The following is a 25,278-nucleotide window of genomic DNA, read 5'->3' on the forward strand; positions in this document are numbered from 1 at the left end:
ACAAGCTTGAGATTTCAAGCTTATTTTTTTTGTTTCAAAACATTTCCAGCTGCGCTTGCGTCAAACAAGTAGATGGAACGGTTAGGGGGAACTGAGATGAAAATAAACGGTCTAATGTTGATTGTATTGTGTTGTTTTTTGCTTAGTTCATGCTCGGATTCAAAGTACGATATAGACAAAGGTACCGCCAAAGGCGATGTCATTAATATCCATGGCAGAATCATTAATCTGGATCGATTCAATCAATTCTTGAGCAACGTGGAGGGGCACATTGAGAGTCAGATTCGGATCATGCAAATGACGATTGAAGGGGATCCGATTTATTATGATTTTGCTTATGAAAAAGATAAGATCTCTTATACCTATGATAATTCAGCGGATAAACATGGCAGTAAACAACGGCTGAAAACGACATGTACACGTATCATTTCTGAGAAAGTAGAACGAGGTGTTTCGTATAAGCTGGATGGTTGTAAGGATGCTGCGATTGGGGAGACTTTTAGCTTTGTGGTAGCGGGTAGTGGAGGATCGTGAAATTAAATACGAGGAGAGAGACAATGAAAAAGTTTTTGCTTGGCATGACCTGTGGAATTGCTTTAACTGCAACTACAACTGCGTTTGCTTCGGAGACTATCCGAGCGTATTTATTTCCTACTACTTTTGAAATCAACGGTCAAACCAAGGAATTACCTTCTGAATATAAAGTGTTGAATGTGGAAGGGCATGCATACGTACCTATTCGTTTTATCGGTGAGGGGTTAGGCTTAGGCATTTCTTATAATTCTCGTGATCAAGTTATTTCATTGATGAATGAACCTGCAAGTTTTGCAGATGAAACAGCTAAAAGGGTATGGCAGGTCCAATATCGATTGACAGTTGGAAATGAGCAAAAATACGTAAGAGAACTTCTTGGTAATCCTGCGGTAGAACGAACAAATGATGATAAGCAGCAAGCTGTCTGGCGTTATGATATGTTACCTTCTGCAGACTATCAATATTTAGGACTTAATATCGATCTTAAAGGGATTGAGCAAGGCAAATTAGGTGGACAGATAATCTTAACATGGTCAGTTGATGGGAAAGTTGAGAAAGTTGAACTGTGGTATTCCCAAGGGAAAGATAGACAGATTTATACATATTATATGTATCCAGACGGTTCAACAGCTGGGGCTACATACGAGTAGATCATGGTGAATTGGAGTTTATGGGATTTAAATGGAAAATTTTGAGTCATGTATTCATTGATTTCGCATGATACAATCTTAAGGATCCATTTTGGATCAAAAACTTAGAAGGCCGAAGCTTTTTTTGAAGCACGGGGGACCCAATCTTTGGGGTGAAGCCGCAATCTTGCGGCCGGGTGATTACTCTTTGATCCGAATCCGACAGCTAACCTCGCAGGCCGCAAAAAGGAGATGTTTATTTTGAAACGTTACAAAAAGCTTGTCGTCACTGGTGCACTGGGTTTAAGCGTACTAATTGGAGCGAATGCGGCATTGGCTGCAACGGGAACTCATACGGTTGCGGGTAATGATACCATGTGGAAAATTTCCCAAAAGTATGGCGTCAGCCTAACTTCGCTGATTAAAGCGAATCCTCAAGTTTCTAATCCCAACGTGATTTGGTCGGGGATGAAGCTTAATATTCCGGGAAGCACAAACACAACGGCACCTGTCAAACCATCGGTTACACCTGCGCCAACGCAAACAACATTTGCTAATCAAGTGGTAACCCTTGTTAACCAGGAGCGTTCTAAGGCTGGACTGAAGCCTTTGGCCAGTAATAGCGCATTAACGGCGATGGCTCTGGATAAAGCGAAAGATATGTACAATAACGGGTATTTCGATCACACATCTCCAACCTATGGTTCTCCTTTTGATATGATGCGCTCCTACGGCATTAGCTATTCCTATGCGGGTGAAAACATCGCTAAGGGTCAACAAACGCCTCAAGCCGTCATGACAGCATGGATGAACAGCGCAGGTCATCGTCAAAATATTCTAAGCCCTAACTTCACGCAAATAGGTGTTGCTTATTATAATGGTGAGTGGGTTCAGGAGTTTATCAGTAATTAATGAGTAAAATTATTATAATAAGTCGCGGCAGCCTCCCTTATGGAGGTTGCCTTTTTTATTTCATCTGAAAGGAGTTAAGTTGTACATGTCGAATTGGGAATCAACTAGAGAATTGGAGTTTTGCTAATAATTTCACTAATAGCGGAAGTGAGAACTGAAACGACCAAGATGATGTCATGCAAGATCGTTTTGAACCAGGGCAGGCGAGATATCATGTTTACCAGCTATACGATTACCAAACTGACAAATCTTATTACGTAGGAAGTACATTAAACATAGCTATGAGAACAAAATATTTTGAGTCAAATCCATTAAGAAAATAGTAAAAAAATATAAAGATCATGGAGCTGGCTGGATGACTAATTTAGAAAACTACCCAAAACCAATCGGTGGATGGTTACTGATTTATTTTATAACACTTATTATCACTGCGGCGTTATACGGGATGGGAACGATCAATGAAATTAGCCAATTTATTAGAGTTATCACGGAAGGTACTCTGATCCAAATAGTCATTTATTTAGGAACAATTATTAAATTACTCGCTTCTGGTCTGATTTTATTCCTGTTCGTGACTAAACAGCATTTCACCCCTAAGATTATTATAAGCTTTGAACTATTTTGTATTTTCATAAGAATGTTTACTCTCGGTGACGTGATTTTTCGTTATCATGAAATACCAAATTCATATTTTGTATCCATGTTTATTGGATTAATTAGTGTGGTTTGGATTTTGTATTTTCTGAGATCTAAGAGAGTTAAGGAAACTTTTGTGAAGTAAGAATTTTTGCTGAGAATGAAAGAAACTAGAGGTGCATCCAGTGATTAAGGTTTACACAGAAATTGAAATTGAAGCCGCGATTGATATTTGTTTTGACATGGCGAGCAATATTGATATACATACGCAGACGGTCTGGCCGCACACCAAGGAACGAGCGATTGCCGGAACAACTTCAGGCATGATAAGTGGAGGGGAAACAGTCACATTTGAGGCGCGGCACTTCTTCATTCGGCAAAAACACACTTCACTCATTTCAAATTACGTTCGACCGTATCGCTTTGTTGATGAAATGCTGCAGGGTACTTTCAAAAGTATGAGACATGAACATGAATTTATTGATTTAGGTAATAATCGAACCTTAATGAAGGATACATTATGTTTCGAAGCGCCAATGGGATGGCTCGGATGGGTAGTTGAGAGAGTTGTCTTAAAGAAATATATGATGAGATTTTTGACATATCGGAATGAACAGTTAAAGATTTTAGCTGAAAAAAGGTTAGGATAAGGAGTTAGCTGTTCCAGTTTAATGGTTGGGCCGTTTTAAGGTATCACACACATGATACTGATTCCAGATTGCAAGATCTTAGGATACAATTGAAGATCCTTTTGACAAGAGTCGATTGGATTAACTAGATTGGAGGTATCCAATTGAAATTCTACATTGCATCTAGTTTCAAGAACATCGACAAAGTACGAAAAGTCGCTCAACAGTTGGAGTCACGGGGATGCATACAAACCTATTATTGGACGGTTCATACAGGCAATACTACTCTTAATGAGCTCGCAGAGATCGGTCAAATAGAGAAAGAAGCTGTATTGCTCATTTCTCCCGCAAGTAGTGGTCTCATCGAATTATACGAAATTAAGGGAGGCTACTCGATTTCACTGACCACTGAAGAGGCGAAGAAAATAACGATGAACCTCAAACTAAAATAGTTTCCCATAAAAAACGGAAGCCCAAGACGTGTCACCACATCCCAGGCCTCCGTTTTTTCATCGATACATCGCCTCAAACCTCGTCTTAAACGTCTGATACATCCACAAATTCACTTCCCACAAGTCCGTCACTGGTTGTCTTGTGAAGGGCAGCACCTGCATATACGGCGGCGGTCCGAATTCGGGCGTGAAGGTCATCGAATCCGCTCCGGCATCGATTCGGTTCTGGCAGATCTTCAACCATAAGCCGATGAATGCTTCCACATGTCCGGCAAATTCAGGTGCCCTCGGGTCCGACACCTGCGGACCTTCCGGGTACCCAACGCGTCCATGTATGTGGATGGCACGCGCTATGCTCAGCTTCACGTCCTCATCCTCCGGACTCGGCATGCTCTCACAGGTTGCGCACCAATGACTGAAATCGGCGCCGATCTTGAGCTCCGGCAGCTGCTTCAACATGGCCGCCGTTTGCCACGGCGTGAAAAAAGCCCGCCCCCGATGCGTTTCGTGCGCGATCGGAATGCCGACCTCCTGCTCAACGCGGAGCGCCGCTTCGAAGAAGCGCAGCTGATCATCGGATGACATCCGATCGGCTGCGCTGTGCGAATTGATAAGATCAGGTCGCAGCTCAGCTGCGCGAAGCACCTGCTCACGGAAAGAATGAGTGTGATTTGGTCCTCGAGTCACCACTTGCGCTATAAATGACAAGTTCATGTCGTCTAATTCTTTTCGAAAGGGCAGATCATCCTTAGGGTCGGGAGGAGGCGTGTACTCAACACCGGAATATCCTGCCTCAGCGATTCGCTCTAAGTTCCCCTTCCACTTACCGTTCCATTCCCACAAGGACTTATAGCCGACTAGTTTCATATCCATTGCTCCTTATCTAATAGCTCCATAGAAATATCTATGAGTATAGGACAAGAGAAAGGTAAAAATCTTATGATATCTTCAGCAATACCCAACTTATTTTCACCAAGACAGATGTCGATAAGCGGTAGGGGATAAATTCGTCCATCGTTTGAATTGTTTGCTGAATTGCGACAAATCCTTGTAACCCAGCTGTTCCGCAATGTACTCGATCGAAAGTGTTGGATCCATCAGCATCAACTTTGCTTGGCGAAGCTTGACTGTACTTAGATATTGACGCGGCGAGACGCCGTATGCTTTATGAAATACACGATTACAATGCGTGGGACTATAACCAAGCTGCTTTGCGATGACCGTTATGCGGAAGGGCTCCTGCCCCTTAACTGTCGTTGAAGCTTGATGTTCAATCAGCGTTGCCAGCTGTGCGGCTAAGCCGGAATCTTCGTTATGCTGCGTGGAAGCTACAGCTTCTTCTAGTAATAGTTCGCTTAGCGCTGTGAAAATACGAAACGAAGCATGCATCGTCTGAAGCTTCAAGTTCAGGCTGCTGGAGACATGTTCTCTCGCTATTTGTGCAAGATCAAGCAGGATGGGACGGAGATAGATCTCCATTTTGCTGCCAGTAGGGTGAAGTGTTTCCTTAATCTGACTTAGTTGCTGCCTGAGCCAAGGATCGGTGACCTCCAAGTGCACACACACGTACGCCATCATGCTCCCATCGACTGCCCCCAAGCTAGCATGCACCTCATTCGGAAGAATCCAGACCAAGTCACCCTGCTTCTGGACAAAATGTTTCTCCCCGACTCGCATCCGTTGTGAGCCTTCGATGACAAGATTCAGCTCAAACATGGGATGTTGATGCTCGGGGAAGGACCACTGTGCGTTAACCTTGCGAAGATGGGCGGCGAAAATCCGGAAAGATGCCTGCACATCTGGCAGCATGCCCCCGTTAACGACATTGTCGAGACCAGCGGGTAATGCTTCTTGTTGAAGGACTTTCATCTCGATAACTCCTCTGAAAAGGTTATGTACATCTGTTCGTTAAGTTAACTATCTCACTTCCTTAGGGTGGAAATCAAATGTTTGTTTTGTCCAAATGGAAGATCGTATTGCCCATGGGTTCGAGGTTTCCTTCATTGTATAATAAGGGCAAATGACCGAGAGGAGCATCCTGAAATGAAGAATCAATTTTTCAACGCACACCATTCGCCAGTAGGCGCATTCGCAAGCTTTACCCTTGGATTTCCAGGAAAAAGCGGAGGCTTCGATTTAGAACAAGCGCGTCCTCCTAAGCAAAATATATATATTGGTCTTGAATCCCCGGAAGGCGGCAAGTACGATGCACTGCCCTTTTTCGAATTTTCGGTCGAAGATGAGAGCCTTCGCTATGACATCGAGAATCCGGATCCGAAGCCGAAGAAAAAGAAAACAGTGTTCCCTTTTGCTCAAGAAGAGATCCATAGAGATTTCAAAGTTAGCACAGATACATGGAAAGCTGGCGATTTGGAATTCAGCCTCATTTCACCGACACAATCGGTGCCTGATCCAACAAAAGCTAATGATGAGGAGCTGCGCTTAGCTCTCGTCCCAGCCGTTCTAGCGAAGATTACCGTGGATAATACCAAAGGTACTTCATCTAGAAGAGTTTTCTTCGGGTATCAAGGGACAGATCCGTACAGTGCGATGCGCAGGTTGGATGATACGATGGAAGGCGCCGCGGGTGTTGGACAAGGCCGAATGACGGCAATTGTTTCCAAAGATCCTGATGTACGTTCAGGTCTCTACTTTAGTATCGAAGATATTTTGAAAATGAAAATTGTAGAAAACTTAACCTTCGGTCTCGGTACCGTTGGTGCTTTGTTCGCAGATACGCCTGCGGGTGAGAAGCGTACATATGAATTCGCCATTTGCTTCCATCGCTCTGGCTTCGTTACTGCGGGTCGTGATGCATCGTATACGTACGCACGTTTATTCAAAAATATTGAAGCCGTTGCAGATTACGCTTTGGACAATTTCGACAAGCTTGCTGCACTAGCACAAAGCGCAGATGCCAACATCGACAACTCTTGCTTGTCTGCGGATCAGAAATTTATGCTTGCACATGCCATCCGCAGTTACTATGGGAACACGCAGCTTCTGGATATGGATGATGAGCCATTCTGGATAGTCAATGAAGGCGAATATCGCATGATGAATACGTTCGATTTGACGGTGGATCAATTATTCTATGAGCTGGCAGTGAACCCATGGACCGTTCGTAATGAGCTGGATATGTTCGTGAAACGATATAGCTATGAGGATAAAGTGTGTTTCCCTGGCGACCCTACGGAGTACCCGGGCGGTCTTTCCTTTACGCATGACATGGGGGTAGCCAATACCCTTTCACGTCCTAGTTATTCGGCTTATGAGCTTTACGGCTTGGACGACTGCTTCTCGCATATGACGCATGAGCAGTTAGTGAACTGGACGCTGTGTGGAGCAACCTATGTGGCGCATACCGATGATCAAGCGTGGCTGCAAGCGAATCTAGCGATTTTTGATAAATGTTTAACGAGCATGATCAATCGCGATCATCCGAATCCGGAGCTGCGCAATGGTGTCATGTCACTGGACAGCACACGCACCATGGGTGGAGCGGAAATCACGACCTATGACAGCTTAGACGTCTCGCTGGGACAATCCCGTAACAATATTTATATGGCGGGCAAATGTTGGGCGGCATACGTGGCCATGGAAGGCATTTTTGCTCAAAATGGCAGAGAAGATCTGGCTCTTATCGCGAGTGAGCAGGCGTTGAAGTGCGCGCAAACGGTTACGTCTTACGTTACCGAAGCTGGTTATATTCCTGCCGTTGTCGGAGAAGGCAATGATTCCAAAATCATTCCAGCCATCGAAGGCCTGGTATTCCCATACTTCACAGGCAATAAGTCTGCGCTGGATGTGAATGGTCGTTACGGCTTTTATATCGAAGCATTGAAGAAGCATCTGGATGTTGTGCTTGTAGAAGGCACCTGCCTGTTCGAGGATGGTGGCTGGAAGCTTTCCTCAACAAGTAATAACTCCTGGTTAAGTAAAATTTATTTGTGCCAATTCGTAGCACGTGAAATCCTAGATCTGTCTTGGGATGAAAAGGGCGCTGCGGCTGATGCAGCCCATGTCGCTTGGCTAACACATCCGACCCTCTCGATCTGGAGCTGGAGTGATCAAATCATTTCAGGCGAGATTACCGGAAGCAAGTATTATCCACGCGGTGTGACAAGCATTTTGTGGCTGCAAGAAACGAAGTAATGACATCCGAGCAACCGAAGCTAATCACTTTGGTTGCTTTTTTGTTGGTACTATTTGTAAAATGGTAGGGATGGAGCTTTGTTGGACTGGAGGAAGATTGCAGACATGACGAAAAAGGAAATTTCAGCAGGCGGTGTTGTTTACCGTAAAATAGGCCAAGATGTTCAGATTTTGCTAATTGTGGATCGGTATCGGAAGCTAGCCTTTGCGAAAGGTCGCATGGAAGTTGGAGAGACAATAGAGCAGGCTGCCCTTCGCGAGATTAATGAAGAAACCAATATTGTAGGCAAGATCATTCAGCCTCTGACAATCAATTATTATCAGTTTGAGCATACAGAATACGGACAAGTTGAGAAAGAAACGCATTATTTTTTAGTCGAAGCTATCAGTGGGGAGCTCAAAGCACAAACGGAGGAAATCCGAGGAGTCCAGTGGCATAACGCCGCAGAAGCGTGGGAATTACATTATCTGAATGGATATGAGAACAATCGTGTTATTTTGAAAATGGCGCTAGAAAACTTAGGATTCCTAGGCGATGAGAGCGAGCCCACGGTATAATGAAAGCATATCGAATTGGATATGTGTTGGTGATCATTTGGCTCGTTGGGATGTTCTATGGTTTTAACAAATATAACGACACTGATGACGATAATAAGATGTTTCAAATTTTAGCCATTACTGTAGTAGGGCTCATTCTATTTCCGGTTTATTTTCTTGGCGTATGTTTATTTGGTGCTTTGGTAAGGAAAAAGAGGTAGATTGAAACCGGGGTGGACACGTGTATGTTCAGTATCGATCAAGTGCTCGATGAAATAATAGCAAATGTGCAATTGAAATTTGGGATAAGCGTTGTGGATACACACGTTCTAGATAAGGGTTGGTTAAATGTAAAGTGGCGTTTCTTGACCGATTCAGGTACCAACTCCGTGTTTGTTAAATATTATCATCCCAATCGTTATAAGCTGCATCTGCCAGAAAGACGGGATAAGATTGAGAAGACGCTCATATTGCAACAGCGATTACACGAATCGGGCGTGGCTTGTCCGAAGGTTTATTCTTGTAATGGGCAGTTTATTCACGAAACATCGAGCGGGTATCTTTTTGCCATGATGGATTGGGTTCACGGGAGCGTAGCTGAGGCTGGGAAAATAAGCAGATCTCACATGCACCATTTCGGTAAAACGACGGGTTACATGCATCATCTGCTCCGTGAGCAGGAGTTTGATGCTTATGCGTGGAAGCCAGATCAGGCAGCCTGTTTGGCAGAATTGCATAAAAATCTGGAACAGGCTAGAAATGAACAAAGTGGTTCATTAATTGAACTGCTTGAACAAGCTATACGTAACGTTCAGCCACTCGATTTCGGGATTTTTGAAGAGAGTCCAATGGGGTGGACCCATTGGGATTTGTGGGCGGATAATGTGTTGATGGACGAGCATGGTGTCGCAGGCATTGTTGATTTTGACAGGATGGCGGTGGCTTATCCGGAAATCGACGTGGCGCGAGCCATCCTATCCGGCGCTTTCGATGTGAAGGGTATTCGAATGGATGCCGTTCAAGACTTTCTAAGAGGTTATCGTGAACACATGGAAGTACCTCATGGACTTATTTTACGAAGTTTTAAAATGTTATATCTCATTGAATCCACATGGTGGCTTCGTACCTCTGTGCTCCAAGATACGGCTGTTCCTAAGCGGTTTCTAGAGGAAATGATTTGGCTGACGAAGCATTGGGAAGAGCTCCCTGTCATGTTTTCTGATATTGGATGTACATCTTTGTCTACATTAGGAGGCGAAATTCTGTGAACCATAAAAACGTATTACCGCAGCTGCATTTTGAGAATCAACTGGATCTTGAGAAATGGCTTGCGCTTCATCATAACACTTCACCTGGCATTCGATTGCAAATCGCGAAGAAAGGCGCTCGAATGACTTCAGTTTCGTACGATCAGGCGCTAGAGAGCGCATTGTGCTATGGCTGGATTGATAGCCAGAAAGAAAAGGCGGACGAGCAGTCATGGCTGCAGCGTTTTACGCCTCGCGGTATCAAAAGCATTTGGTCCAAAGTGAATAAAGAAAAGGCAGAAGCACTGATTGCACAGGGGAGAATGAAGCCGTCTGGCTTGAAGGCGATAGAAGCAGCTAAGAAGAACGGGGAATGGGAGAAGGCCTATGAACCGCAAAGCAATGCGACCATACCTGAGGATTTTGCCTTGGAATTGGAGAGAAGCAGCGAGGCCAAGGCATTCTATGATACGCTGGACCGGCAAAACAAATATGCCATCACGTTCCGAATTCATACGGCGAAGAAGCAAGAAACGCGCGTGAAGCGCATTAAGGAATTTATTTTGATGCTTGAGAATGGGGAAAAGATTTATCCATAGCGTGGAGTTGATCAAGATGGAAATGAAAGTAATTATTTGATAAAGATGTCAAAAAATATATCGTAATGGAACGATTGTTCCACGGTACTAAGCATATGGATATGGACGGAGAGGAAAACAAATATCATGACAACAAAGCTTTATTATAATTCTGCCTATCAGCAGGAATGGCACACAACCATCAGTCAAAAGATTGAACGAGAAGATGGCAACTATGTCCTCTTGGAGGAGACTGCATTTTATCCGCATGGGGGTGGTCAGCCTTGTGATACTGGTGAAATCAATGGAATTCCTGTGCTCGACGTACTACTGGAGGAGGACGAAGTTCTTCATAAGCTAGAAAGTATGCCAGAAGGCACGAGTGCGAATTGTAAAATAGACTGGCAACTCAGATTCGACCATATGCAGCAGCATAGTGGACAGCATCTGCTTTCGGCAGTGTGTCGAGATCTGTATGAGGCGAACACCGTGAGCTTTCATCTCGGGACGGATTACTGCACAATCGATGTGGAGACGCTTGACTTGGAGCCAGCTAAGTTGGCAGCTATGGAGACTGAGGTGAATCGTAAGATTTATGAGAATCGTACGATTACCAGTTATTTCGTTAGCCCGGAGGAGCTTGCGAAGCTGCCCCTTGTCAAACAGCCGAAGGTGACGAAGAACATCCGTATCGTGGAGATCAAAGGCGTGGAACATAACGCTTGTGGGGGCACACATGTCTCGTCAACTGGCGAAATCGGGATGATTAAGTTGTTGAAAACAGAGAAACAGAAAGGGAATACACGTATTTATTTTCTATGTGGTTTCCGAGCGTTGGCGGAATTTAACGAAAATATCCGTATACTTGCGGCCTTGTCTGGCAAATTCAATACGGGTAAAGATGAAATTATGGACCGTATCGAGAAATGGGAATTTGAGCACAAACAGCTTCAAACGGAGCTAGCAGGGCTTAAAGAGAAGCTTGATGCGTACATGTCTCAAGATTTACTTAATAACTGTGAGGTTGTTGTAGCCCATCAGTTTGAGGATAAAACACTGAAGGACATGCAGAGTTTAGCGACTACGCTTGCTGCGAAGACGGATTTGCCGATTCTGTTCGTGACGACTTCGGAGAACAAAGTTGTATTCGCCCACAATGGCAATTACTCGCAAGCTTGCGGCGCATTCTTCAAAGCTCATTTAGGTGGCTATAATGGCAAAGGCGGCGGCAGCGATAAAATGGCGCAGGCTGGGTTCAACAGCCGAGAGGATGCGTTGGCATTTTATTTGTTTGCGTTGGAGAAGCTCAGAGGGAATTAAAGGAATCAATTAGGAGGACTGATCATCAAGGGGCGATACCTTGAGGGTTGGTCCTTATTTTTTAAATCGACTAGTCTATTGTTCCTTTCTAAGATGTCACGATATGAATTTACTATTTACAGTTAGATTCTTATCGAATGAGGTGATGGAATGGCGATTATTGAGGTATTTCCCAACAGCCCGACTGCATTGCAAGATGCGGTTAACTCGGCGAACGAGGGGGATGTCATTTTGGTGCATCAAGGTGTGTATCATGAGAATGTTCAAGTATCAAGCGCGAAAAACAACCTTCGCATCGTATCTAAGCACATACATGGTGCCATTCTCGATGGAAAGTCGATCCTGCATGTTGCTTTTGAATTAACTGGCGTGGCTGGTGTCGAAATCGTGGGGTTTAAAATAAGAAACTATAAGTTTACTGGTATTCGAATAACCAATGGGAAATCTAATCGTATTATTCAAAACAAAATAAACGATATACACGGGTCGGATAATCCGATTGGTATTTTTGCAAGTGATTCAACGGGGAGTCTTTTGATGAAGAATATAATCGAGCGGATAGGAAGAGGTTGCATAGGCTCGGGTATAAAGCTTCAAGCTGTTTTAGGAAACTGGGTTATTAGAAACAAGCTGCATAACAACTCAGCTCATGGAATCGAGGTCATCAATAGTCACCATTCAGCAATTGTGGGGAATCAGATATCGAATAATAAGAGTGAGGGTATTCTAATGAGCGGGCTTGATAATAACCTATTATTCGAGAATAAGTTAAGTAAGAATGGTGCTAACGGAGTTAAGGCCGACAGCACGAATAACTTTATTTTGGATAGCAAAATAACGGGCAATCACGGGAATGGCCTATTGTTTACGTTTAACTATAACTTTGCTGGATTTAATATGATTAAAGATAATAACCAAAGCGGGATTCATATTTCTTCTGATTTTAATGATATTCAGGAGAATAAAATTGAACATAACGATAACAATGGTGTATTTATCCAGAATCCGCATACAGCCAATTTCGTATTTGATAACAAGCTGAAGGACAATCAACCACATAACATCTTGGATATGGGCGAGAATAATAATATCTTACAGAATAATAACAATGACTAGTCATAGTCCAACGCTCAAGTGTGAAGGGGCTTGCCGCAAAAGGCAGCTCCTTTTACTCATTCATGTTTACTAGCTGCATACATATTGATATGATTTTGGAAGAGTGGTATAAAATGAGGTGACCAGGTTGGCCGAAAATGGTGATGAAATGACAAGTGTACATGCATTGGCAGATGCATTCCCAGTTGCTGTTCATGCTGTAAAAAATGGTAATGTCGAAGAGCTAACGCAACTTCTGATTGAACATCCCGATTTAGCAAACGCACGCTCTTTGCAAGGGAGGACTTTGCTGAATCACTTATGTGATTGGCCGGGACATTTTCCACGGGAGGTCGAGTCTGGACGCGTGTTAATTGCTGCGGGAGCAGATATTAATGCCAGAGCCATCGATCCTGCAAAGGGGGAGACTTCCCTACAGTGGGCGGTAAGTTCTAATGATGTTTCCATGGCAGAGTTGCTGATCGTTTCGGGTGCCTCTGTAAATGGCTTAGATGATGATCTCCGACCACTAGCACAAGCTTTATTCTACGGGTGTAAAAATGTTGCAGAGATGTTAGTATGTCGAGGAGCGACTGTGACCCTAGAGTTCGCTGCGGGACTGGGCAGGATTGACTTAATGCAGGAATTCTTCCATGCTGATGGTCGATTAATCCCCAACGCAAGTTTGCATACGGAACCGATTAACCATGCAATTCAATCAGATACGAACAAAGAAGAATTGTTGGAGCAAGCATTGGTCTATGCCGTGATCAACAACAAAGCTGAGAGTGTCACTTATCTACTTGAGCGCGGAGCTGACATTCATGCAATGCCTACAGGGTTTCATTTTCTCGGAACACCTTTGCATTGGGCTGCAGCCTGTGAATCCATCGCAATTGTAGAGATGTTCGTGCACCATGGCGCTGACATTCATGGGAAAACTCCAAAAGATAACAAGACGCCGCTTGATATTGCGATCAGTTGGAAGCGTCATGAGAATGTTCAGTTACTGATAAAGTTGGGAGCAACGCATTAAATCAGTACGCAGGAGATCGGTTTATTTAACGGTCATTTCATTGTAAATACCTCGCATAAGGATGGTGTATTTCGTTTGATTACTCCAAATAAACAAATTCAGAGCTATCTGGATCGCATCGGTTTTAAAGGCACGCTCGATGGCAGCGCAAAGACGCTGGCCGACCTGCAAGAACACCATCTGTATTCGGTTCCGTACGAGAATTTAGATATTCTGGAGCGTAGAGCCTTGTCGCTCGATCCGCAGGATTTATACCAGAAGATTGTAATTCGTCAACGAGGTGGGTACTGTTTTGAGTTAAATGCCTTATTCGGCTGGCTTCTGCGGGAACTTGGCTACACGGTAACTGATTTCGTTGCTCGGTTTTGGCGCGATGAGACGAATACTCCGCCAAAAAGGCGTCATCACGTACTGAAGGTCGAGGCCGAAGGTGTCGAATATTTGTGTGATGTTGGGGTTGGCGGGATTGTCCCCCGCAGACCTATTGCTTTCAACGAAGGGCTAGAACAGCAGCAAGGTGAGGAGATCTACCGCCTCGAGATGGATCCCTATTTTGGCTGGGCACTTTGCGAGTTGAAAAAAGGCGAATGGCATCGCATATACTCCTTCACAGAAGAGCCGCAACTGCCGAAAGACTATCAATTTGCAAGTTTCTGGTGTGAACATGCTCCGGATTCGATTTTCAATAAATACCCAATCGTAGCGATTCGCACACCTGAGGGCCGGCATTCACTTGCCAACCAGGAGTTTCGAAGCTTCACCTCTGACGGAGTAAAAACATTTACTCCGCAGACGAATGAAGCGTATAAAGAAGCGTTGCTAACGTATTTTGGTATTAAGCTGTAAATAAGAAAAGCCTCAGTTCGTTCCTGAGGCTTCTTGCGTTTAGTAGTGAGTAGAAGGCTAACAATTTATGAGAGGCTATCTTCATCAGCGTTAGCAGATTGTGTCGTTCTTGCTTCGGCTAATTGTGCATGAGATTGATCAAGTTGTTCTTGTGCATTCTGTATGGTCTGTCTTCGATTATTGCTAACGGATTGTGCTTGATTCAATTCGCTTAAGGCATCGGCTACAGCGTTGTGAGCCGCCGTTACGGCATTTTGTTGATCGGATTGTTGGTCAGACATGGGTACACCTCCCAATTGTTATTTTTATGGCTACGTTAATTTTTCCGAGAGTACAAGGAATTATTCAGCTTATGTTCTTCACAATCTTATCAATGTGATGCTAGCTTGATCTTATGAGGAAATTTTAGGTAAAATATAGTTAAAATTAGAGTGAGGCGGTATTAACATGGAATCCAATCATCAGGCAAGAATTACGGTAGAAACAACAATCCAAGCACCAGTTGAAAGAGTATGGAAATATTGGACAGAGCCTGCTCATATTACACAATGGAATCAGCCATCAGATGACTGGCACACACCGATTGCTGAAAATAATTTAAGGGTTGGGGGAACATTTCTATTCAGAATGGAAGCGAAGGATGGCAGCTTTGGTTTTGATTTCTCTGGCGTTTATGATGAAGTGAAACTACATGATCGGATTTCTTATAGCTTGGGAGATGGACGTAAAGTGGAGATCAGTTTCATTAGCCAAGACAATGCAACGAAGGTAATTGAAACATTTGATCCAGAAAGCATTAATTCATTGGAGATGCAAAAAAGCGGTTGGCAAGCAATTGTCGACAATTTTAAAAAGCACGCTGAAGCTTCAGAAGAATTACTTCGTAAATGATCTTGGATGATATCTAAAGCAGAAAACAGCCGCAGTCTGAGACTTTATTTTCAAGTCTTCGTCCGCAGCTGTTTTTTTGTTCCTATTAGCTAATCCACTTACCCTAAAAATATGTCCAATGGTTCATGAATATCGTCATGGTAACGTTTTCTATAAAACCGTATAGTTAAATTGTGGTTAAGATAACAAGTGAAAGGGTGACGCTGCATTCGTAACAGCAAGTGGAGGAACCAGATGATAACAGTACGGGGCTTGAAAACAAAGGAAAGAGCGATCTAAGGTCCATTGGCGTGGGAACTCCTTAGAATCGCTCTCGGTAGTGAGAATGAATTTCTACGAAATTCACAGCTCACTACAATTTTGACACACATTCAGAAGAATAAGCAAGTACAAAAATATGTGTTTAAAATTGAAGGGAGTTCAAAACGATGAGAAAAATGAAAAGCTTACAAATGATGGGTGCAGCAAGTTTGTCGATGGCATTGATTTTAACTGGTTGTTCTTCTACGAAAACAGCAGAAACATCACCAGCAGCGGCTTCCCCGGCAGCTTCACAAGCGGCAGCAGCTACGAAAGCTCCGGAACCAGCGAAAAGCGGAGAGAAAGTAACGGTTAACTTCTGGAATCCGTTCTCTGGTAATGACGGTCCATTCATGAAGAAAATCGTGGATAACTATAATAAATCGCAAGACAAATATACTGTGAAAATGACCATTCAACCAAATGGTGACTACTACAAACTGCTTGATACAGCCATTGCAACGAAAAAAGGTGTTCCTGATGTCGCGATCATGCATCTTGACCAAACACCTACGTACATTGCGAAGGATCAGCTCCAACCTGTTGATGCGATTGCGAAAGCAGTTGGTGTAGAGAAGAGCAATTTCCCACCAGCAACGGTGGAATACTCCACCAAGGATAACAACTGGTACAGCATACCGCTAGATATTCATCCGCTAGTTATGTATTACAATAAAGATTTGTTTAAAGCTGCCGGCATTGCTGCACCACCAACCAATCGTAAAGAATTTGTTGACGCAGCAGTCAAATTAACGGATGCTTCCAAAGGTATTTGGGGGGCGGCGATGCCAACCTTCTGGATTCAAAACTTCTTGTTCCCTACAATTTTGTTCCAAAATGGCGGGGATTTCCTAGATGATAAAGGCAATATCGCATACAACTCCCCAGCAGGTGTTGAAGCGGTTACGTTCATGAGAAGCTTGACAACGATGAAGGTTTCACCACCAACCGTTGCGGCTGATGGCGATTTCAACTTGTTCCAACAAGGGAAAAGTGCGATGCACTTCAATGGTCCTTGGTCGAAAGATGCGTTCGATAAAGCGAAAATCAATTATGGTGTAGCTCCGGTTCCACAACTAGGTACAGTAAAACAAGCTGTGTTCGGTGGATCCCATAACTTCGTTATTCCAAAAGGAACAACGGATGCAGCAGTTCTTGCAGGTGTGGGTGATTTCTTGAAATATGTCAATGCGAATTCCATTGATTGGGCAGAGTCCGGTCAAGCGGTTGCTTCCAAAGTGGTTCGCGACAGCGCAGCTTTCCAGGCGATGACACAGCAACAAACTGAAGTGGCGAAATCATTTGAGTATGTTAAATTTGCACCAAAAGTATTAAATTGGGGTCCAATCTCTGACAGTATCTGGAGCGAGCTTGCGAATGCGCTTCAAGGCAAAAAAGAACCAAAAGCTGCACTCGACGATGCAGCAGCCAAATCAACAGCTGCCATGAAGAAGTAATCATAGCGTAACAACATGGAAAGGCGGGTACCCTGTACCCGTCTTCCCTTTTAAAGTAGAGGAGGGAATCTCGTGCCTACCCCATCAAATTGGAAATCAAAGCTGACGTCAAGCTTATTCATATTACCGTATTTCATCGCTTTCTTAGCTTTCACGCTGATCCCGATTGTATACGGGTTCATCATTAGCTTAAAGCAATACAATCTGCTTGATCCTGTGCATCCTTTCGTGGGCTTCGACAATTACAAAAAGATTTTTACAAGCGGCACGCAAGAAAATGACCTGTTTTTCATTGGAATGAAGGCCACATTGAAATTCGTCGTGTTTTCAGTACCTTTTCTCGTCATTGTAGGACTAGGCTTTGCCTTATTGTTAAATGCACTCCCAGCGAAATTGCGCTCCTTCTTCCGTTCGATCTATTTCATCCCCTATGCAGTTTCGGCAACCGTCATGGCGGTTATTTGGAAGCGAATGTTCGATGTCACAGGCGGATTTATCAATCTACTCCTTGCAAAAGTAGGCATTCGCGAGTTCGATCCCGTTCCTTGGCTGATCGATACGCCGTTCGTCTGGTTTGCTTTAGTTATTGCAACGCTCTGGTGGACCATCGGCTTTAACATGATTATTTTTGTCAATGCGCTCAATGGCGTACCTGAAGATCTCTATGAAGCTGCGAAAATCGATGGCGCGAACGGTTGGGACAGACTGAAGAGTATTACGCTTCCTTTTATCAGACCGGTGCTCATCTTTGTATTAATAACCTCAACCATTGCATCGTACAATATCTTCGCCCAGCCGAATCTAATGAGTAACGCTGGTGATGAGACGAAGGTGCTCCTCATGGGGATTTTGCAAACAGCCTATACAGCAAGAGAAATCGGTTCAGCGTCAGCGATGGCAATTCTTATGGGCTTAACGATCATGATTGTATCTGTTATACAATTCAAAGTCACGAGCAGGAAGGAGTAGAGGACGTTGAAATCACTGAAAATCTTTTATGTGCTGCTTGCTTCACTTCTAGGTGTTATTTTCATACTTCCGATATTGTGGATGTTTTCCAATTCCTTTAAGACCGATATCGAAGTCATGGCGCCGGTATTTCATTTGTTTCCGCAAGAATTTACGTGGGATAATTTCCATACGATTTTTGTTGGAGGAGCTGTCGAGGTTCCGATTTTCCGTTGGATGTTCAACTCCTTTTTCGTAGGCTTTGCTGCGACATTGTTGGTAATCCTCTTGGATGCGATGGCAGCTTACGCGTTAGCGAAGTTAGATATTCCGTTTAAAAGAACGCTTTTTGCTCTATTCGTAGGATCGATGATGGTGCCGGGCATTATCTCTTTTCTTCCTCAATATTTGAATTTCAGTAATTTCAATCTGATCAATACGTATTATGTGTTAATTTTGCCCTATTCGGGTGGGGCGCTTGGCGTTTTTATGTTAATCCAATTTTTCCAGTCGTTTCCAAATGAAATTATTGAAGCTGCTCGGATCGATGGGGCGAATAAATGGCAGGTATTCAAGTCGGTATTGATGCCATCTTCCATTTCCATTGTAACCACATTAGCGATTTTTACGTTTATGAATGTTTTCAACGACTATGTATGGCCGTTTTTTACGGTTACAGACCTCGAGATGCGTACCCTGACAGCAGGGGTGGCGGTTATGGCAACAGGCAGTTTCGTGCAATCGTATGGCAAATTAATGGCGCTTGCTACGTTATCGACGATACCAACACTGATCATCTTCCTAATTGGACAGCGTCAATTTATACAATCGATTACGGCAACAGGTGTCAAGCAATAGTAGCAGAGATGAGATGCGAATAGGTAGAGGTGAGGCTTTTTCATGCGGAAATTAAGTCTGATATGTTGTTTAACCATCTTGCTCCTAGCAGGGTGTACGAAGGGAGCTGTGGAGTCACAAGTGAAGGAAACGAATAGCGCTGTTTCACCGACAAAGGAAGCGAAAACATTTACCAATCCGATTATGGATAATGGAGCAGATCCTTGGGTCACCACAAAAGATGGAACCTACTTTTATACACAAACAACGGGAAACTCCATCCGCGTATGGAAATCGAAGACGTTGACGGGGTTAGCCGAGGCAGAGTACAAAGACGTCTGGTTCCCGCCTCTATCAGGACCAAATACATCCAACATATGGGCACCTGAATTACATTTTATCGCTGGAAAATGGTACATCTACTATGCCGCTGATAACGGCCAGAATGAGAATCATCGCATGTTCGTGCTCGAATCCGTAACGGATGATCCACAAGGTGCTTATGTCGACAAGGGCATGATGGATACAGCGGGCCGCTGGGCTATTGATGGGACGACGCTGCAGAAGAAGGACGGATCACTCTATTTCATATGGTCGGGCTGGGAGGGTGCCGTCAATGTAAGTCAGCATCTCTACATTGCACCTATGAGCAATCCATATACGATAAGCGGCAAGCCAGTTGAAATCTCACGCCCAACCTATGATTGGGAGCTGGTAGGTAATCCAACGATCAATGAGGGACCGCAGGTATTGTTACATGAGGATCGTATTTTTGTGATTTATTCGGCAAGCGGCAGCTGGACGGACGACTATTGTTTAGGCATGCTCAGTACAGACATGAGCAAAGATGTGCTGAATCCGGCTTCCTGGAAGAAGGGGGATAAGGCTGTTTTTACGAAAACGGATCAAGTCTTCGGGCCGGGTCACAACTCGTTTGTGAAGTCCGTGGATGGCAAAGAGGACTGGATCGTGTACCATGCCGCGAAAACGCAAGGCTCCGGCTGGAATCGTAACGTCCGTATGCAGCCTTTCCAGTGGAACAAGGACGGTACGCCGAATTTTGGTACGCCGATTGCGGAAGGCTTACCTGTGAAGGTGCCTGGTGGCGAGTAGGCGATGGTGCGGTTGAGGAGCTTCGGCCTTTTTGGTGTACGCTGGCACGGGTGAGAACTTAGCGCCACTTCTTTGAGCACTATCCCCTTGGCTCAGGATATGAATCGATTCACCCCGACCTGAGCGAAGGGGATAGTGGCGATACATACTTTTAAAGAGAACGTCAATGAGTGAAAAGTGCTAGATCGTGAGCAAAGAAGCTGAAACACCCCTCCGGGCGTTTCGGCTTCTTTTGTCTACAAATCCAAAAATATGTCCATGACTAAAGGAAATAGGTCATTGGCTTGACTCCAGCTAGTTTGTATAATGAAGGCAGAGTTGTATGGCATGGAGGGGATTCAAATGAGCGTAGAGCAACAATCAGATTGGAATCCTAAGCAAGCTGCGAAAGCTACAAAAGTGATGTGTCTACTTCTCATGTTGAGCGTATGCATGGTTGGCTGCGATTCGCAGTCCGAGCTCTCAACCGAGGAGCCTGCAGCTAGCAAGCTGCGGATTACGTTCTGGACACCGTTCAGCGGTGGCGATGGCCAGTTTATGGCTGAATTGATCCAGCAATACAATAATGAGAATCAGGATCATGTGAAAATAGAGCAAATCAACAATAATTCAGGTGATTATTACCCGAAGCTGTCAACGGCGATCGTAACCGAAGAGGCACCGGATATCGCGATTGTGCACTCTGCGAAATATTCGCAATATGCGCCAGCCGGATTTTTGACGGATTTGAATACGCTTGCGGTCGAAGCAGGCGTACATTGGGATGATTTTAACCCGACGATTCTGCAAAGTACGGTGGCCGATAATAAACACCTAGGCATTCCATTGGATACGCACCTGGAGGTTATGTACTACAACAAGGATTGGTTGAGAAAAGCAGGCCTCCTAGATGAAAAGGAAAGGCCAATTATGGCGGAAGGAGAGGCAGGATACCTTGCTTTTCTGGAGAAAATCCGTGACAGTGTCCCGCCGAATGTTACGCCATTAGCCGAGCCTAATGTACGGATCGACTCCTTCTGGCTTTGGTTCTCCTTTTATAATCAAATGAAACAAGATGGCGGAAGATTCTACACCGACGATGGCAAAGCGGCTGCGATTGACAATCCTTCGGCTCTCAAATCCTTGGAATTCGTGAACTCTCTTTATACGAAGAAACTCATTTTGCCGAATATCAATGATCAGTTTCAAAGCTTCGCCAAGGGAAATGCAGCTACTCTAATTTCTGGAGTGTGGGGAACGGGTACATTCGAGAAAGCAGCTGATTTGCACTTCGGTGTAACCAAAATCCCGCAAATCTACGATCACCCGGCAGCATGGGGGGATTCTCATACGTTTTCGCTTCCGTATCATGAAAAGCCGGATAAACAGAAGCAAATCGCTGCGCTTAAATTTGCGAATTGGGTAGCGGCGCATGGGGCTAGCTGGGCGAAGGCCGGTCATATCCCGGCGGTGAAGAAGGCTGTCGCTTCGGAAGAGTTTCAAATGTTGAAATACCGCCCAGACTATGCCAGCGCAGCCGACGATGTGAAATATTTCCCCAATCAACCGCGACAGGGTTCGATCAACGATGAGCTTGTGCGTGAATTTGAGAAGATGATGGCGGGACAAATCACGCCACAAGAGGTGCTGCATAATGCGCAAAAGATCATTAATACCAATCTTCAAATCCAGCAGAATTCGACTGCACAATAGGCTGCAAGTCATCAAAGATTTGCCAATTGCGATGAAATTGATCGTGATGAGTGCTATTTTTATTGCGGTCCCGCTTGGCATTGCGAGCTATTTAACTTTTACGAGCTATTCAGCTTCGATTCAGAAAAATACAGGGAAATATCAGATGGATGTAGTGAAGGAACTCACCGCTAACATCGATACCTACTTGAATGAGCTAAATTTGTTGACGTTATTACCTTATCAATCACCACAAATCATGAAGTTTCTGGAGGTTGGCGAGCAGAATGGGAATCTTTCTTTTAATGATCGTGTAACGATAGAAGACTTCACGAAGCGTGTGTTTGCCAACGGGCGCGTAGATATTTCCGGGTTGACGTTATACCGCACTCGAGGCGGGAATACGTATACGGCTATGTCGGAAGAGCAGGCCAATTATACGCTGCGAGACGTGAAGAATGAGGTCTGGTATGATAAGGTTTCACAAACGGGAAAAGTCGTGTATATCGGGACATTTAACAAAAACGGGTCAGTTTCCACGACCCAAGTGTACTCTTTTGCCAGAAAAATTCGCAGTGTAGATACAGGTGCTGTTCTTGCTTACATCGTGCTAGATGTTGATAAGAATATTATCCGCAATAAAATGGAAGCGATTTCCAATGAAAAAAAGAACATCATGATTGTGGATAATGAAGGCGCGATGATTTATAAAAGCATGGTTAACGGCCTAGATGCTGAGCAAATTAAGCAGTTCAAAGGCGCCGGAACCGTCGTTTATAAGCAAAACAAGGATTCAGAGTTGGTTTCCTATTTTACCTCACCTCTAACGGGGTGGACGATGATTGAGATGGTTCCTCTGGCGATTTTGCTGCAGGATACGGTGTATGTGAGGAATTACATTATTGGTATTGGTGCTGTCTGTTTGCTGTTAGCCATTATTATTTTCACATTGTTTGCCCTTCGTATCACCAATCCGATTAGTGAATTACGAAACCTCATGAAGAAAGTAGTTTTAGGTGATTTAGCTGTTTCCATTCCGATTCATAGTCGCGATGAAATTGGTCAGTTGAGCCAATCTTTTAATATCATGGTGTCGAAGCTAAGTGATTTGGGGTATCGTCTATATGAGTCGGAAATCAGGGAGAAAAATGCCCAAATATCGGCGCTCCAGAGTCAAATTAATCCGCATTTTTTATACAACACGCTAGGTTCTATCAGTATGTATGCTGAAATACAAGGCAATAAAGAAGTCGTGAAAATGACGAATCATCTAAGCAAACTGCTCCGCTACAGTATTAACAGTCATCAGAGCCAAGTTCCTTTACATATGGAATTAGAGCATGTGACAGGTTATATGGCGATTCAACAAATTCGTTTTGAGGATAAAATCAAGTTCCACGTCCGCATCGAGCCTGAGCTGCTGAGCTATTCGGTGATTCGCTTTATTTTGCAGCCGATTGTGGAGAACAGTATTGTACATGGGATTGATAAAGGCAATGGTTATGGAAGCATTAGCTTAATTGGAAAGAAACAGGATAATCATATGCTGATCCAAATTCAAGATGATGGCGCTGGGATGAGTGCAATGCAGCTGCAGAGCTTGATTGATCGGAAGTTCCAAATGACGACAACGGAAGAAGGAACTGGGGGTACAGGTCTAATGAATGTACATCGGAGAATCGCTTTGCGCTATGGGAATCAGTACGGTGTAACGATTGAGAGCGATCTCAAGCAAGGGACGACGATTTCATTAACCTTACCGCTCATCGAGGGTTATCATGAAGGGAGGAAGCTGGATGCCTAGCATATTAATCGTGGATGACGAAACCATTTTCCGCAAAGGGATACGACTCATGATTACAGATATGAACAGCGAATGGTTCGTAATCGATGAGGCAACGGATGGTGCAGAAGCCCTGGAGAAAATCGAAGAGCTGCAGCCTGATCTAATTATTACGGATATCAAAATGCCTAGGATCGATGGGATTCAGCTACAATACATTGTGAAGGATCGATTTCCTCATATCTCATGCGTGGTGATGAGCGGTTATAACGATTTTCAATATGCGCGTGAATCCTTGCGTTTGGGTGCGAAGGATTACTTGATGAAGCCTTTTCAGCGGGAAGAGCTCTATGCTTTGCTCGAGAAACTGCAGGAAGAGTGGATGACGGAAAAAAGGCCCAATAAGTCCAATGGAATGGATCAACAAGTTCAGAATCAGATGCGGCAGCATGTGCTTGCAGGTCTATTGACGGGGAATGTCCATCATGGAGAGGCCGAGCTGTTAGATAACGTTGGGATTCAATTCCCATATGCTTTCATTAGCTGCTTAATTGCTAAGCTGGATCGAGATTCAGTGACGGATGAGCGGTATTATCAATTGAATCCTTCCTTGTTCTCGATTTACATCCAGCAGTTTATCCAGGAGAGCCTCGATGAGAGCTTCAAAGGTTATGTTTTCATACACCATGACACGGAAGTTGTTGCTCTGATTAATCATGATGGTGTTGAAACCATCAACGTCGAGATCGAGAAGCTGACGAATCGAATTCGGAAGGATATTCGGGTGCAGTCTAATTTTACGCTTACATTCGGCTTAGGCAGTCCCGCTAAGGATCTAGAAGCTATTTCCAAGTCGTACAAAGAGGCAGGATTAGCATTGTTATACCGTTTGGTTATAGGCGGGGATCGATTATTCTCTAACGAGATTGTTGCGGAGATGAAAATGGAGAAGCACGATTGGCACGCCGCCGACTGGCATTCGTTGAATCAATTCGTCCAAGAAGGTGACTTGGCGAATGTTCAGCAGCAAGCAAGCCTCTACGTGACGAAGCTCTGCCAACAATGGAAGGATCCTGAAATCATTCACCAACAAATTTGTAAAATGCTGCTGCATTTCTACGAGTTGGCTGTGAACTTGGCTGTCGTGAAGCAGTGGCTGCAGAATACGGATGTGAAGCAGGTTTTGGTAGACATTTACTCGTATTCATCGAGCAAAGAACTGACTGAGCGCTGTCAGAAGCTGCTGGGCGATCTAACCGTGTGCATCGGGAATCGCAAAAAGAAGATGGTGACAAGCCCCGTCGAAATCGTGGTGCGCTACGTGGAGGAGCATTATGCAGAATCGATCACGCTAAATACGATGGCCGACATTGTCTATCTCAGCCCGTCCTATCTAAGCAGCTTATTCAAAAGCAAGCAAGGTCAGTCGTTCATTGACTTTTTGACGGAGAAGCGGATTGAGAAGGCCAAATCACTCCTGCTTTATTCCGATGAAAAGATTCAAGTCATCTCAGATTCTACTGGTTTTACGAATATTAGACATTTCAATCGCGTGTTCAAAACGATCACGAATCGCACCCCATCCGAGTTCCGTGAGGGGAGAATCGCCGGCATTTCCGAACCGTTCAAGGTGAATTAATCTTGAGCGGTTTTTTGTGATTATTTGGAAGGT

Annotated in this window: 26 protein-coding genes and 1 riboswitch; of the genes, 23 read left to right on the forward strand and 3 right to left on the reverse strand. The window is 44.2% G+C overall.

The window, feature by feature from the left end; all coding sequences use genetic code 11:
* Positions 1-96 precede the first annotated feature (96 nt).
* From AC58QO_RS14435 to AC58QO_RS14460, 6 genes are all read left to right on the forward strand, one after another.
* Entirely contained in the window at positions 97-534 is a 438-nt protein-coding gene (locus tag AC58QO_RS14435) for a DUF4362 domain-containing protein (protein WP_497266527.1), read from the forward strand.
* Between the two features lie 23 nt (positions 535-557).
* Complete coding sequence (locus AC58QO_RS14440) at positions 558-1,184, forward strand: stalk domain-containing protein (RefSeq protein WP_497266529.1); 627 nt, start codon at positions 558-560, stop codon at positions 1,182-1,184.
* Positions 1,185-1,284: 100 nt separating this feature from the next.
* A riboswitch (cyclic di-AMP (ydaO/yuaA leader) is annotated at positions 1,285-1,419 on the forward strand.
* A 5-nt stretch (positions 1,420-1,424) separates the two neighbouring features.
* Positions 1,425-2,075 carry a SafA/ExsA family spore coat assembly protein gene (gene safA / locus AC58QO_RS14445; RefSeq protein ID WP_497266531.1) on the forward strand — a complete coding sequence of 217 codons (651 nt, stop codon included), beginning with the start codon at positions 1,425-1,427 and terminating at the stop codon, positions 2,073-2,075.
* Between the two features lie 355 nt (positions 2,076-2,430).
* A complete protein-coding gene (locus AC58QO_RS14450) occupies positions 2,431-2,856 on the forward strand; it encodes a DUF2569 family protein (RefSeq protein WP_497266533.1) in 426 nt (141 codons plus the stop codon).
* Positions 2,857-2,896: 40 nt separating this feature from the next.
* The gene (locus AC58QO_RS14455) at positions 2,897-3,361 is read left to right on the forward strand and encodes an SRPBCC family protein (RefSeq protein ID WP_497266535.1); all 465 of its coding nucleotides are present in this window, start codon (positions 2,897-2,899) and stop codon (positions 3,359-3,361) included.
* Positions 3,362-3,504: 143 nt separating this feature from the next.
* Positions 3,505-3,792 carry a hypothetical protein gene (locus tag AC58QO_RS14460; protein WP_497266537.1) on the forward strand — a complete coding sequence of 96 codons (288 nt, stop codon included), beginning with the start codon at positions 3,505-3,507 and terminating at the stop codon, positions 3,790-3,792.
* A gap of 57 nt (positions 3,793-3,849) precedes the next feature.
* Here AC58QO_RS14460 and AC58QO_RS14465 read toward each other — a convergent pair whose 3' ends face one another.
* Both AC58QO_RS14465 and AC58QO_RS14470 read right to left on the reverse strand, forming a co-directional pair.
* Entirely contained in the window at positions 3,850-4,659 is an 810-nt protein-coding gene (locus AC58QO_RS14465; RefSeq protein WP_497266539.1) for a sugar phosphate isomerase/epimerase family protein, read from the reverse strand.
* Between the two features lie 102 nt (positions 4,660-4,761).
* Positions 4,762-5,661 (reverse strand): helix-turn-helix transcriptional regulator, encoded by a 900-nt coding sequence (locus tag AC58QO_RS14470; RefSeq protein ID WP_497266541.1) that lies wholly within the window; start codon positions 5,659-5,661, stop codon positions 4,762-4,764.
* Positions 5,662-5,835: 174 nt separating this feature from the next.
* On the opposite strand from AC58QO_RS14470, the gene AC58QO_RS14475 reads away from it, so the two are divergent.
* From AC58QO_RS14475 to AC58QO_RS14515, 9 genes are all read left to right on the forward strand, one after another.
* Positions 5,836-7,947: a glycoside hydrolase family 52 protein gene (locus tag AC58QO_RS14475; protein WP_497266543.1), complete on the forward strand. Its 2,112-nt coding sequence runs from the start codon at positions 5,836-5,838 to the stop codon at positions 7,945-7,947.
* Positions 7,948-8,052: 105 nt separating this feature from the next.
* A complete protein-coding gene (locus tag AC58QO_RS14480; protein WP_497266545.1) occupies positions 8,053-8,505 on the forward strand; it encodes an NUDIX hydrolase in 453 nt (150 codons plus the stop codon).
* Positions 8,505-8,705 carry a hypothetical protein gene (locus AC58QO_RS14485; RefSeq protein ID WP_497266547.1) on the forward strand — a complete coding sequence of 67 codons (201 nt, stop codon included), beginning with the start codon at positions 8,505-8,507 and terminating at the stop codon, positions 8,703-8,705. The genes AC58QO_RS14480 and AC58QO_RS14485 overlap by 1 nt, the downstream gene beginning before the upstream one ends.
* Positions 8,706-8,729: 24 nt before the next feature.
* A complete protein-coding gene (locus AC58QO_RS14490) occupies positions 8,730-9,752 on the forward strand; it encodes a phosphotransferase enzyme family protein (protein ID WP_497266549.1) in 1,023 nt (340 codons plus the stop codon).
* Positions 9,749-10,330, forward strand: coding sequence for a YdeI/OmpD-associated family protein (locus tag AC58QO_RS14495; RefSeq protein WP_497266551.1), 582 nt, complete (start codon positions 9,749-9,751; stop codon positions 10,328-10,330). Before AC58QO_RS14490 ends, AC58QO_RS14495 begins: the two co-directional genes overlap by 4 nt.
* Positions 10,331-10,456: 126 nt before the next feature.
* Positions 10,457-11,629 carry an alanyl-tRNA editing protein gene (locus AC58QO_RS14500; protein WP_497266553.1) on the forward strand — a complete coding sequence of 391 codons (1,173 nt, stop codon included), beginning with the start codon at positions 10,457-10,459 and terminating at the stop codon, positions 11,627-11,629.
* Between the two features lie 150 nt (positions 11,630-11,779).
* Positions 11,780-12,745 (forward strand): right-handed parallel beta-helix repeat-containing protein, encoded by a 966-nt coding sequence (locus AC58QO_RS14505; protein ID WP_497266555.1) that lies wholly within the window; start codon positions 11,780-11,782, stop codon positions 12,743-12,745.
* 127 nt (positions 12,746-12,872) lie between these two features.
* A complete protein-coding gene (locus AC58QO_RS14510) occupies positions 12,873-13,760 on the forward strand; it encodes an ankyrin repeat domain-containing protein (protein ID WP_497266557.1) in 888 nt (295 codons plus the stop codon).
* A gap of 75 nt (positions 13,761-13,835) precedes the next feature.
* On the forward strand, positions 13,836-14,606 hold the full coding sequence (locus tag AC58QO_RS14515; protein ID WP_497266559.1) for an arylamine N-acetyltransferase family protein: 771 nt from the start codon (positions 13,836-13,838) through the stop codon (positions 14,604-14,606).
* Between the two features lie 65 nt (positions 14,607-14,671).
* Here the strand turns inward: AC58QO_RS14515 and AC58QO_RS14520 are convergent, their stop codons facing one another.
* A complete protein-coding gene (locus AC58QO_RS14520; RefSeq protein ID WP_497266561.1) occupies positions 14,672-14,887 on the reverse strand; it encodes a hypothetical protein in 216 nt (71 codons plus the stop codon).
* Positions 14,888-15,053: 166 nt separating this feature from the next.
* On the opposite strand from AC58QO_RS14520, the gene AC58QO_RS14525 reads away from it, so the two are divergent.
* The 8 genes from AC58QO_RS14525 to AC58QO_RS14560 all read left to right on the forward strand — a co-directional run bounded on the left by AC58QO_RS14525 (position 15,054) and on the right by AC58QO_RS14560 (position 25,245).
* Positions 15,054-15,497, forward strand: coding sequence for an SRPBCC family protein (locus tag AC58QO_RS14525; RefSeq protein ID WP_497266563.1), 444 nt, complete (start codon positions 15,054-15,056; stop codon positions 15,495-15,497).
* Between the two features lie 428 nt (positions 15,498-15,925).
* Positions 15,926-17,254 (forward strand): ABC transporter substrate-binding protein, encoded by a 1,329-nt coding sequence (locus AC58QO_RS14530; RefSeq protein ID WP_497266565.1) that lies wholly within the window; start codon positions 15,926-15,928, stop codon positions 17,252-17,254.
* Between the two features lie 72 nt (positions 17,255-17,326).
* Positions 17,327-18,223, forward strand: a complete 897-nt coding sequence (locus AC58QO_RS14535) for a carbohydrate ABC transporter permease (protein WP_497266567.1) — start codon at positions 17,327-17,329, stop codon at positions 18,221-18,223.
* Positions 18,224-18,229: 6 nt separating this feature from the next.
* Positions 18,230-19,060: a carbohydrate ABC transporter permease gene (locus AC58QO_RS14540; protein ID WP_497266569.1), complete on the forward strand. Its 831-nt coding sequence runs from the start codon at positions 18,230-18,232 to the stop codon at positions 19,058-19,060.
* Positions 19,061-19,102: 42 nt separating this feature from the next.
* Positions 19,103-20,152: a glycoside hydrolase family 43 protein gene (locus AC58QO_RS14545; RefSeq protein WP_497266571.1), complete on the forward strand. Its 1,050-nt coding sequence runs from the start codon at positions 19,103-19,105 to the stop codon at positions 20,150-20,152.
* 342 nt (positions 20,153-20,494) lie between these two features.
* Positions 20,495-21,844, forward strand: coding sequence for an ABC transporter substrate-binding protein (locus tag AC58QO_RS14550; RefSeq protein WP_497266573.1), 1,350 nt, complete (start codon positions 20,495-20,497; stop codon positions 21,842-21,844).
* The gene (locus AC58QO_RS14555) at positions 21,786-23,627 is read left to right on the forward strand and encodes a cache domain-containing sensor histidine kinase (protein WP_497266575.1); all 1,842 of its coding nucleotides are present in this window, start codon (positions 21,786-21,788) and stop codon (positions 23,625-23,627) included. The genes AC58QO_RS14550 and AC58QO_RS14555 overlap by 59 nt, the downstream gene beginning before the upstream one ends.
* Entirely contained in the window at positions 23,620-25,245 is a 1,626-nt protein-coding gene (locus tag AC58QO_RS14560; protein ID WP_497266577.1) for a response regulator, read from the forward strand. The genes AC58QO_RS14555 and AC58QO_RS14560 overlap by 8 nt, the downstream gene beginning before the upstream one ends.
* Positions 25,246-25,278: the final 33 nt, after the last annotated feature.

This window comes from Paenibacillus sp. J31R30, from assembly GCF_059692115.1.

What these genes read in the sequence shown, in the direction of transcription:
- AC58QO_RS14435 (WP_497266527.1), top strand. Translation starts at nt 97, where the DNA reads ATGAAAATAAACGGTCTAATGTTGATTGTATTGTGTTGTTTTTTGCTT.
- AC58QO_RS14440 (WP_497266529.1), top strand. Translation starts at nt 558, where the DNA reads ATGAAAAAGTTTTTGCTTGGCATGACCTGTGGAATTGCTTTAACTGCA.
- AC58QO_RS14450 (WP_497266533.1), top strand. Translation starts at nt 2,431, where the DNA reads ATGACTAATTTAGAAAACTACCCAAAACCAATCGGTGGATGGTTACTG.
- AC58QO_RS14465 (WP_497266539.1), bottom strand. Translation starts at nt 4,659, where the DNA reads ATGAAACTAGTCGGCTATAAGTCCTTGTGGGAATGGAACGGTAAGTGG.
- AC58QO_RS14470 (WP_497266541.1), bottom strand. Translation starts at nt 5,661, where the DNA reads ATGAAAGTCCTTCAACAAGAAGCATTACCCGCTGGTCTCGACAATGTC.
- AC58QO_RS14475 (WP_497266543.1), top strand. Translation starts at nt 5,836, where the DNA reads ATGAAGAATCAATTTTTCAACGCACACCATTCGCCAGTAGGCGCATTC.
- AC58QO_RS14480 (WP_497266545.1), top strand. Translation starts at nt 8,053, where the DNA reads ATGACGAAAAAGGAAATTTCAGCAGGCGGTGTTGTTTACCGTAAAATA.
- AC58QO_RS14485 (WP_497266547.1), top strand. Translation starts at nt 8,505, where the DNA reads ATGAAAGCATATCGAATTGGATATGTGTTGGTGATCATTTGGCTCGTT.
- AC58QO_RS14490 (WP_497266549.1), top strand. Translation starts at nt 8,730, where the DNA reads ATGTTCAGTATCGATCAAGTGCTCGATGAAATAATAGCAAATGTGCAA.
- AC58QO_RS14500 (WP_497266553.1), top strand. Translation starts at nt 10,457, where the DNA reads ATGACAACAAAGCTTTATTATAATTCTGCCTATCAGCAGGAATGGCAC.
- AC58QO_RS14505 (WP_497266555.1), top strand. Translation starts at nt 11,780, where the DNA reads ATGGCGATTATTGAGGTATTTCCCAACAGCCCGACTGCATTGCAAGAT.
- AC58QO_RS14520 (WP_497266561.1), bottom strand. Translation starts at nt 14,887, where the DNA reads ATGTCTGACCAACAATCCGATCAACAAAATGCCGTAACGGCGGCTCAC.
- AC58QO_RS14525 (WP_497266563.1), top strand. Translation starts at nt 15,054, where the DNA reads ATGGAATCCAATCATCAGGCAAGAATTACGGTAGAAACAACAATCCAA.
- AC58QO_RS14530 (WP_497266565.1), top strand. Translation starts at nt 15,926, where the DNA reads ATGAGAAAAATGAAAAGCTTACAAATGATGGGTGCAGCAAGTTTGTCG.
- AC58QO_RS14545 (WP_497266571.1), top strand. Translation starts at nt 19,103, where the DNA reads ATGCGGAAATTAAGTCTGATATGTTGTTTAACCATCTTGCTCCTAGCA.
- AC58QO_RS14550 (WP_497266573.1), top strand. Translation starts at nt 20,495, where the DNA reads ATGAGCGTAGAGCAACAATCAGATTGGAATCCTAAGCAAGCTGCGAAA.
- AC58QO_RS14555 (WP_497266575.1), top strand. Translation starts at nt 21,786, where the DNA reads ATGCGCAAAAGATCATTAATACCAATCTTCAAATCCAGCAGAATTCGA.
- AC58QO_RS14560 (WP_497266577.1), top strand. Translation starts at nt 23,620, where the DNA reads ATGCCTAGCATATTAATCGTGGATGACGAAACCATTTTCCGCAAAGGG.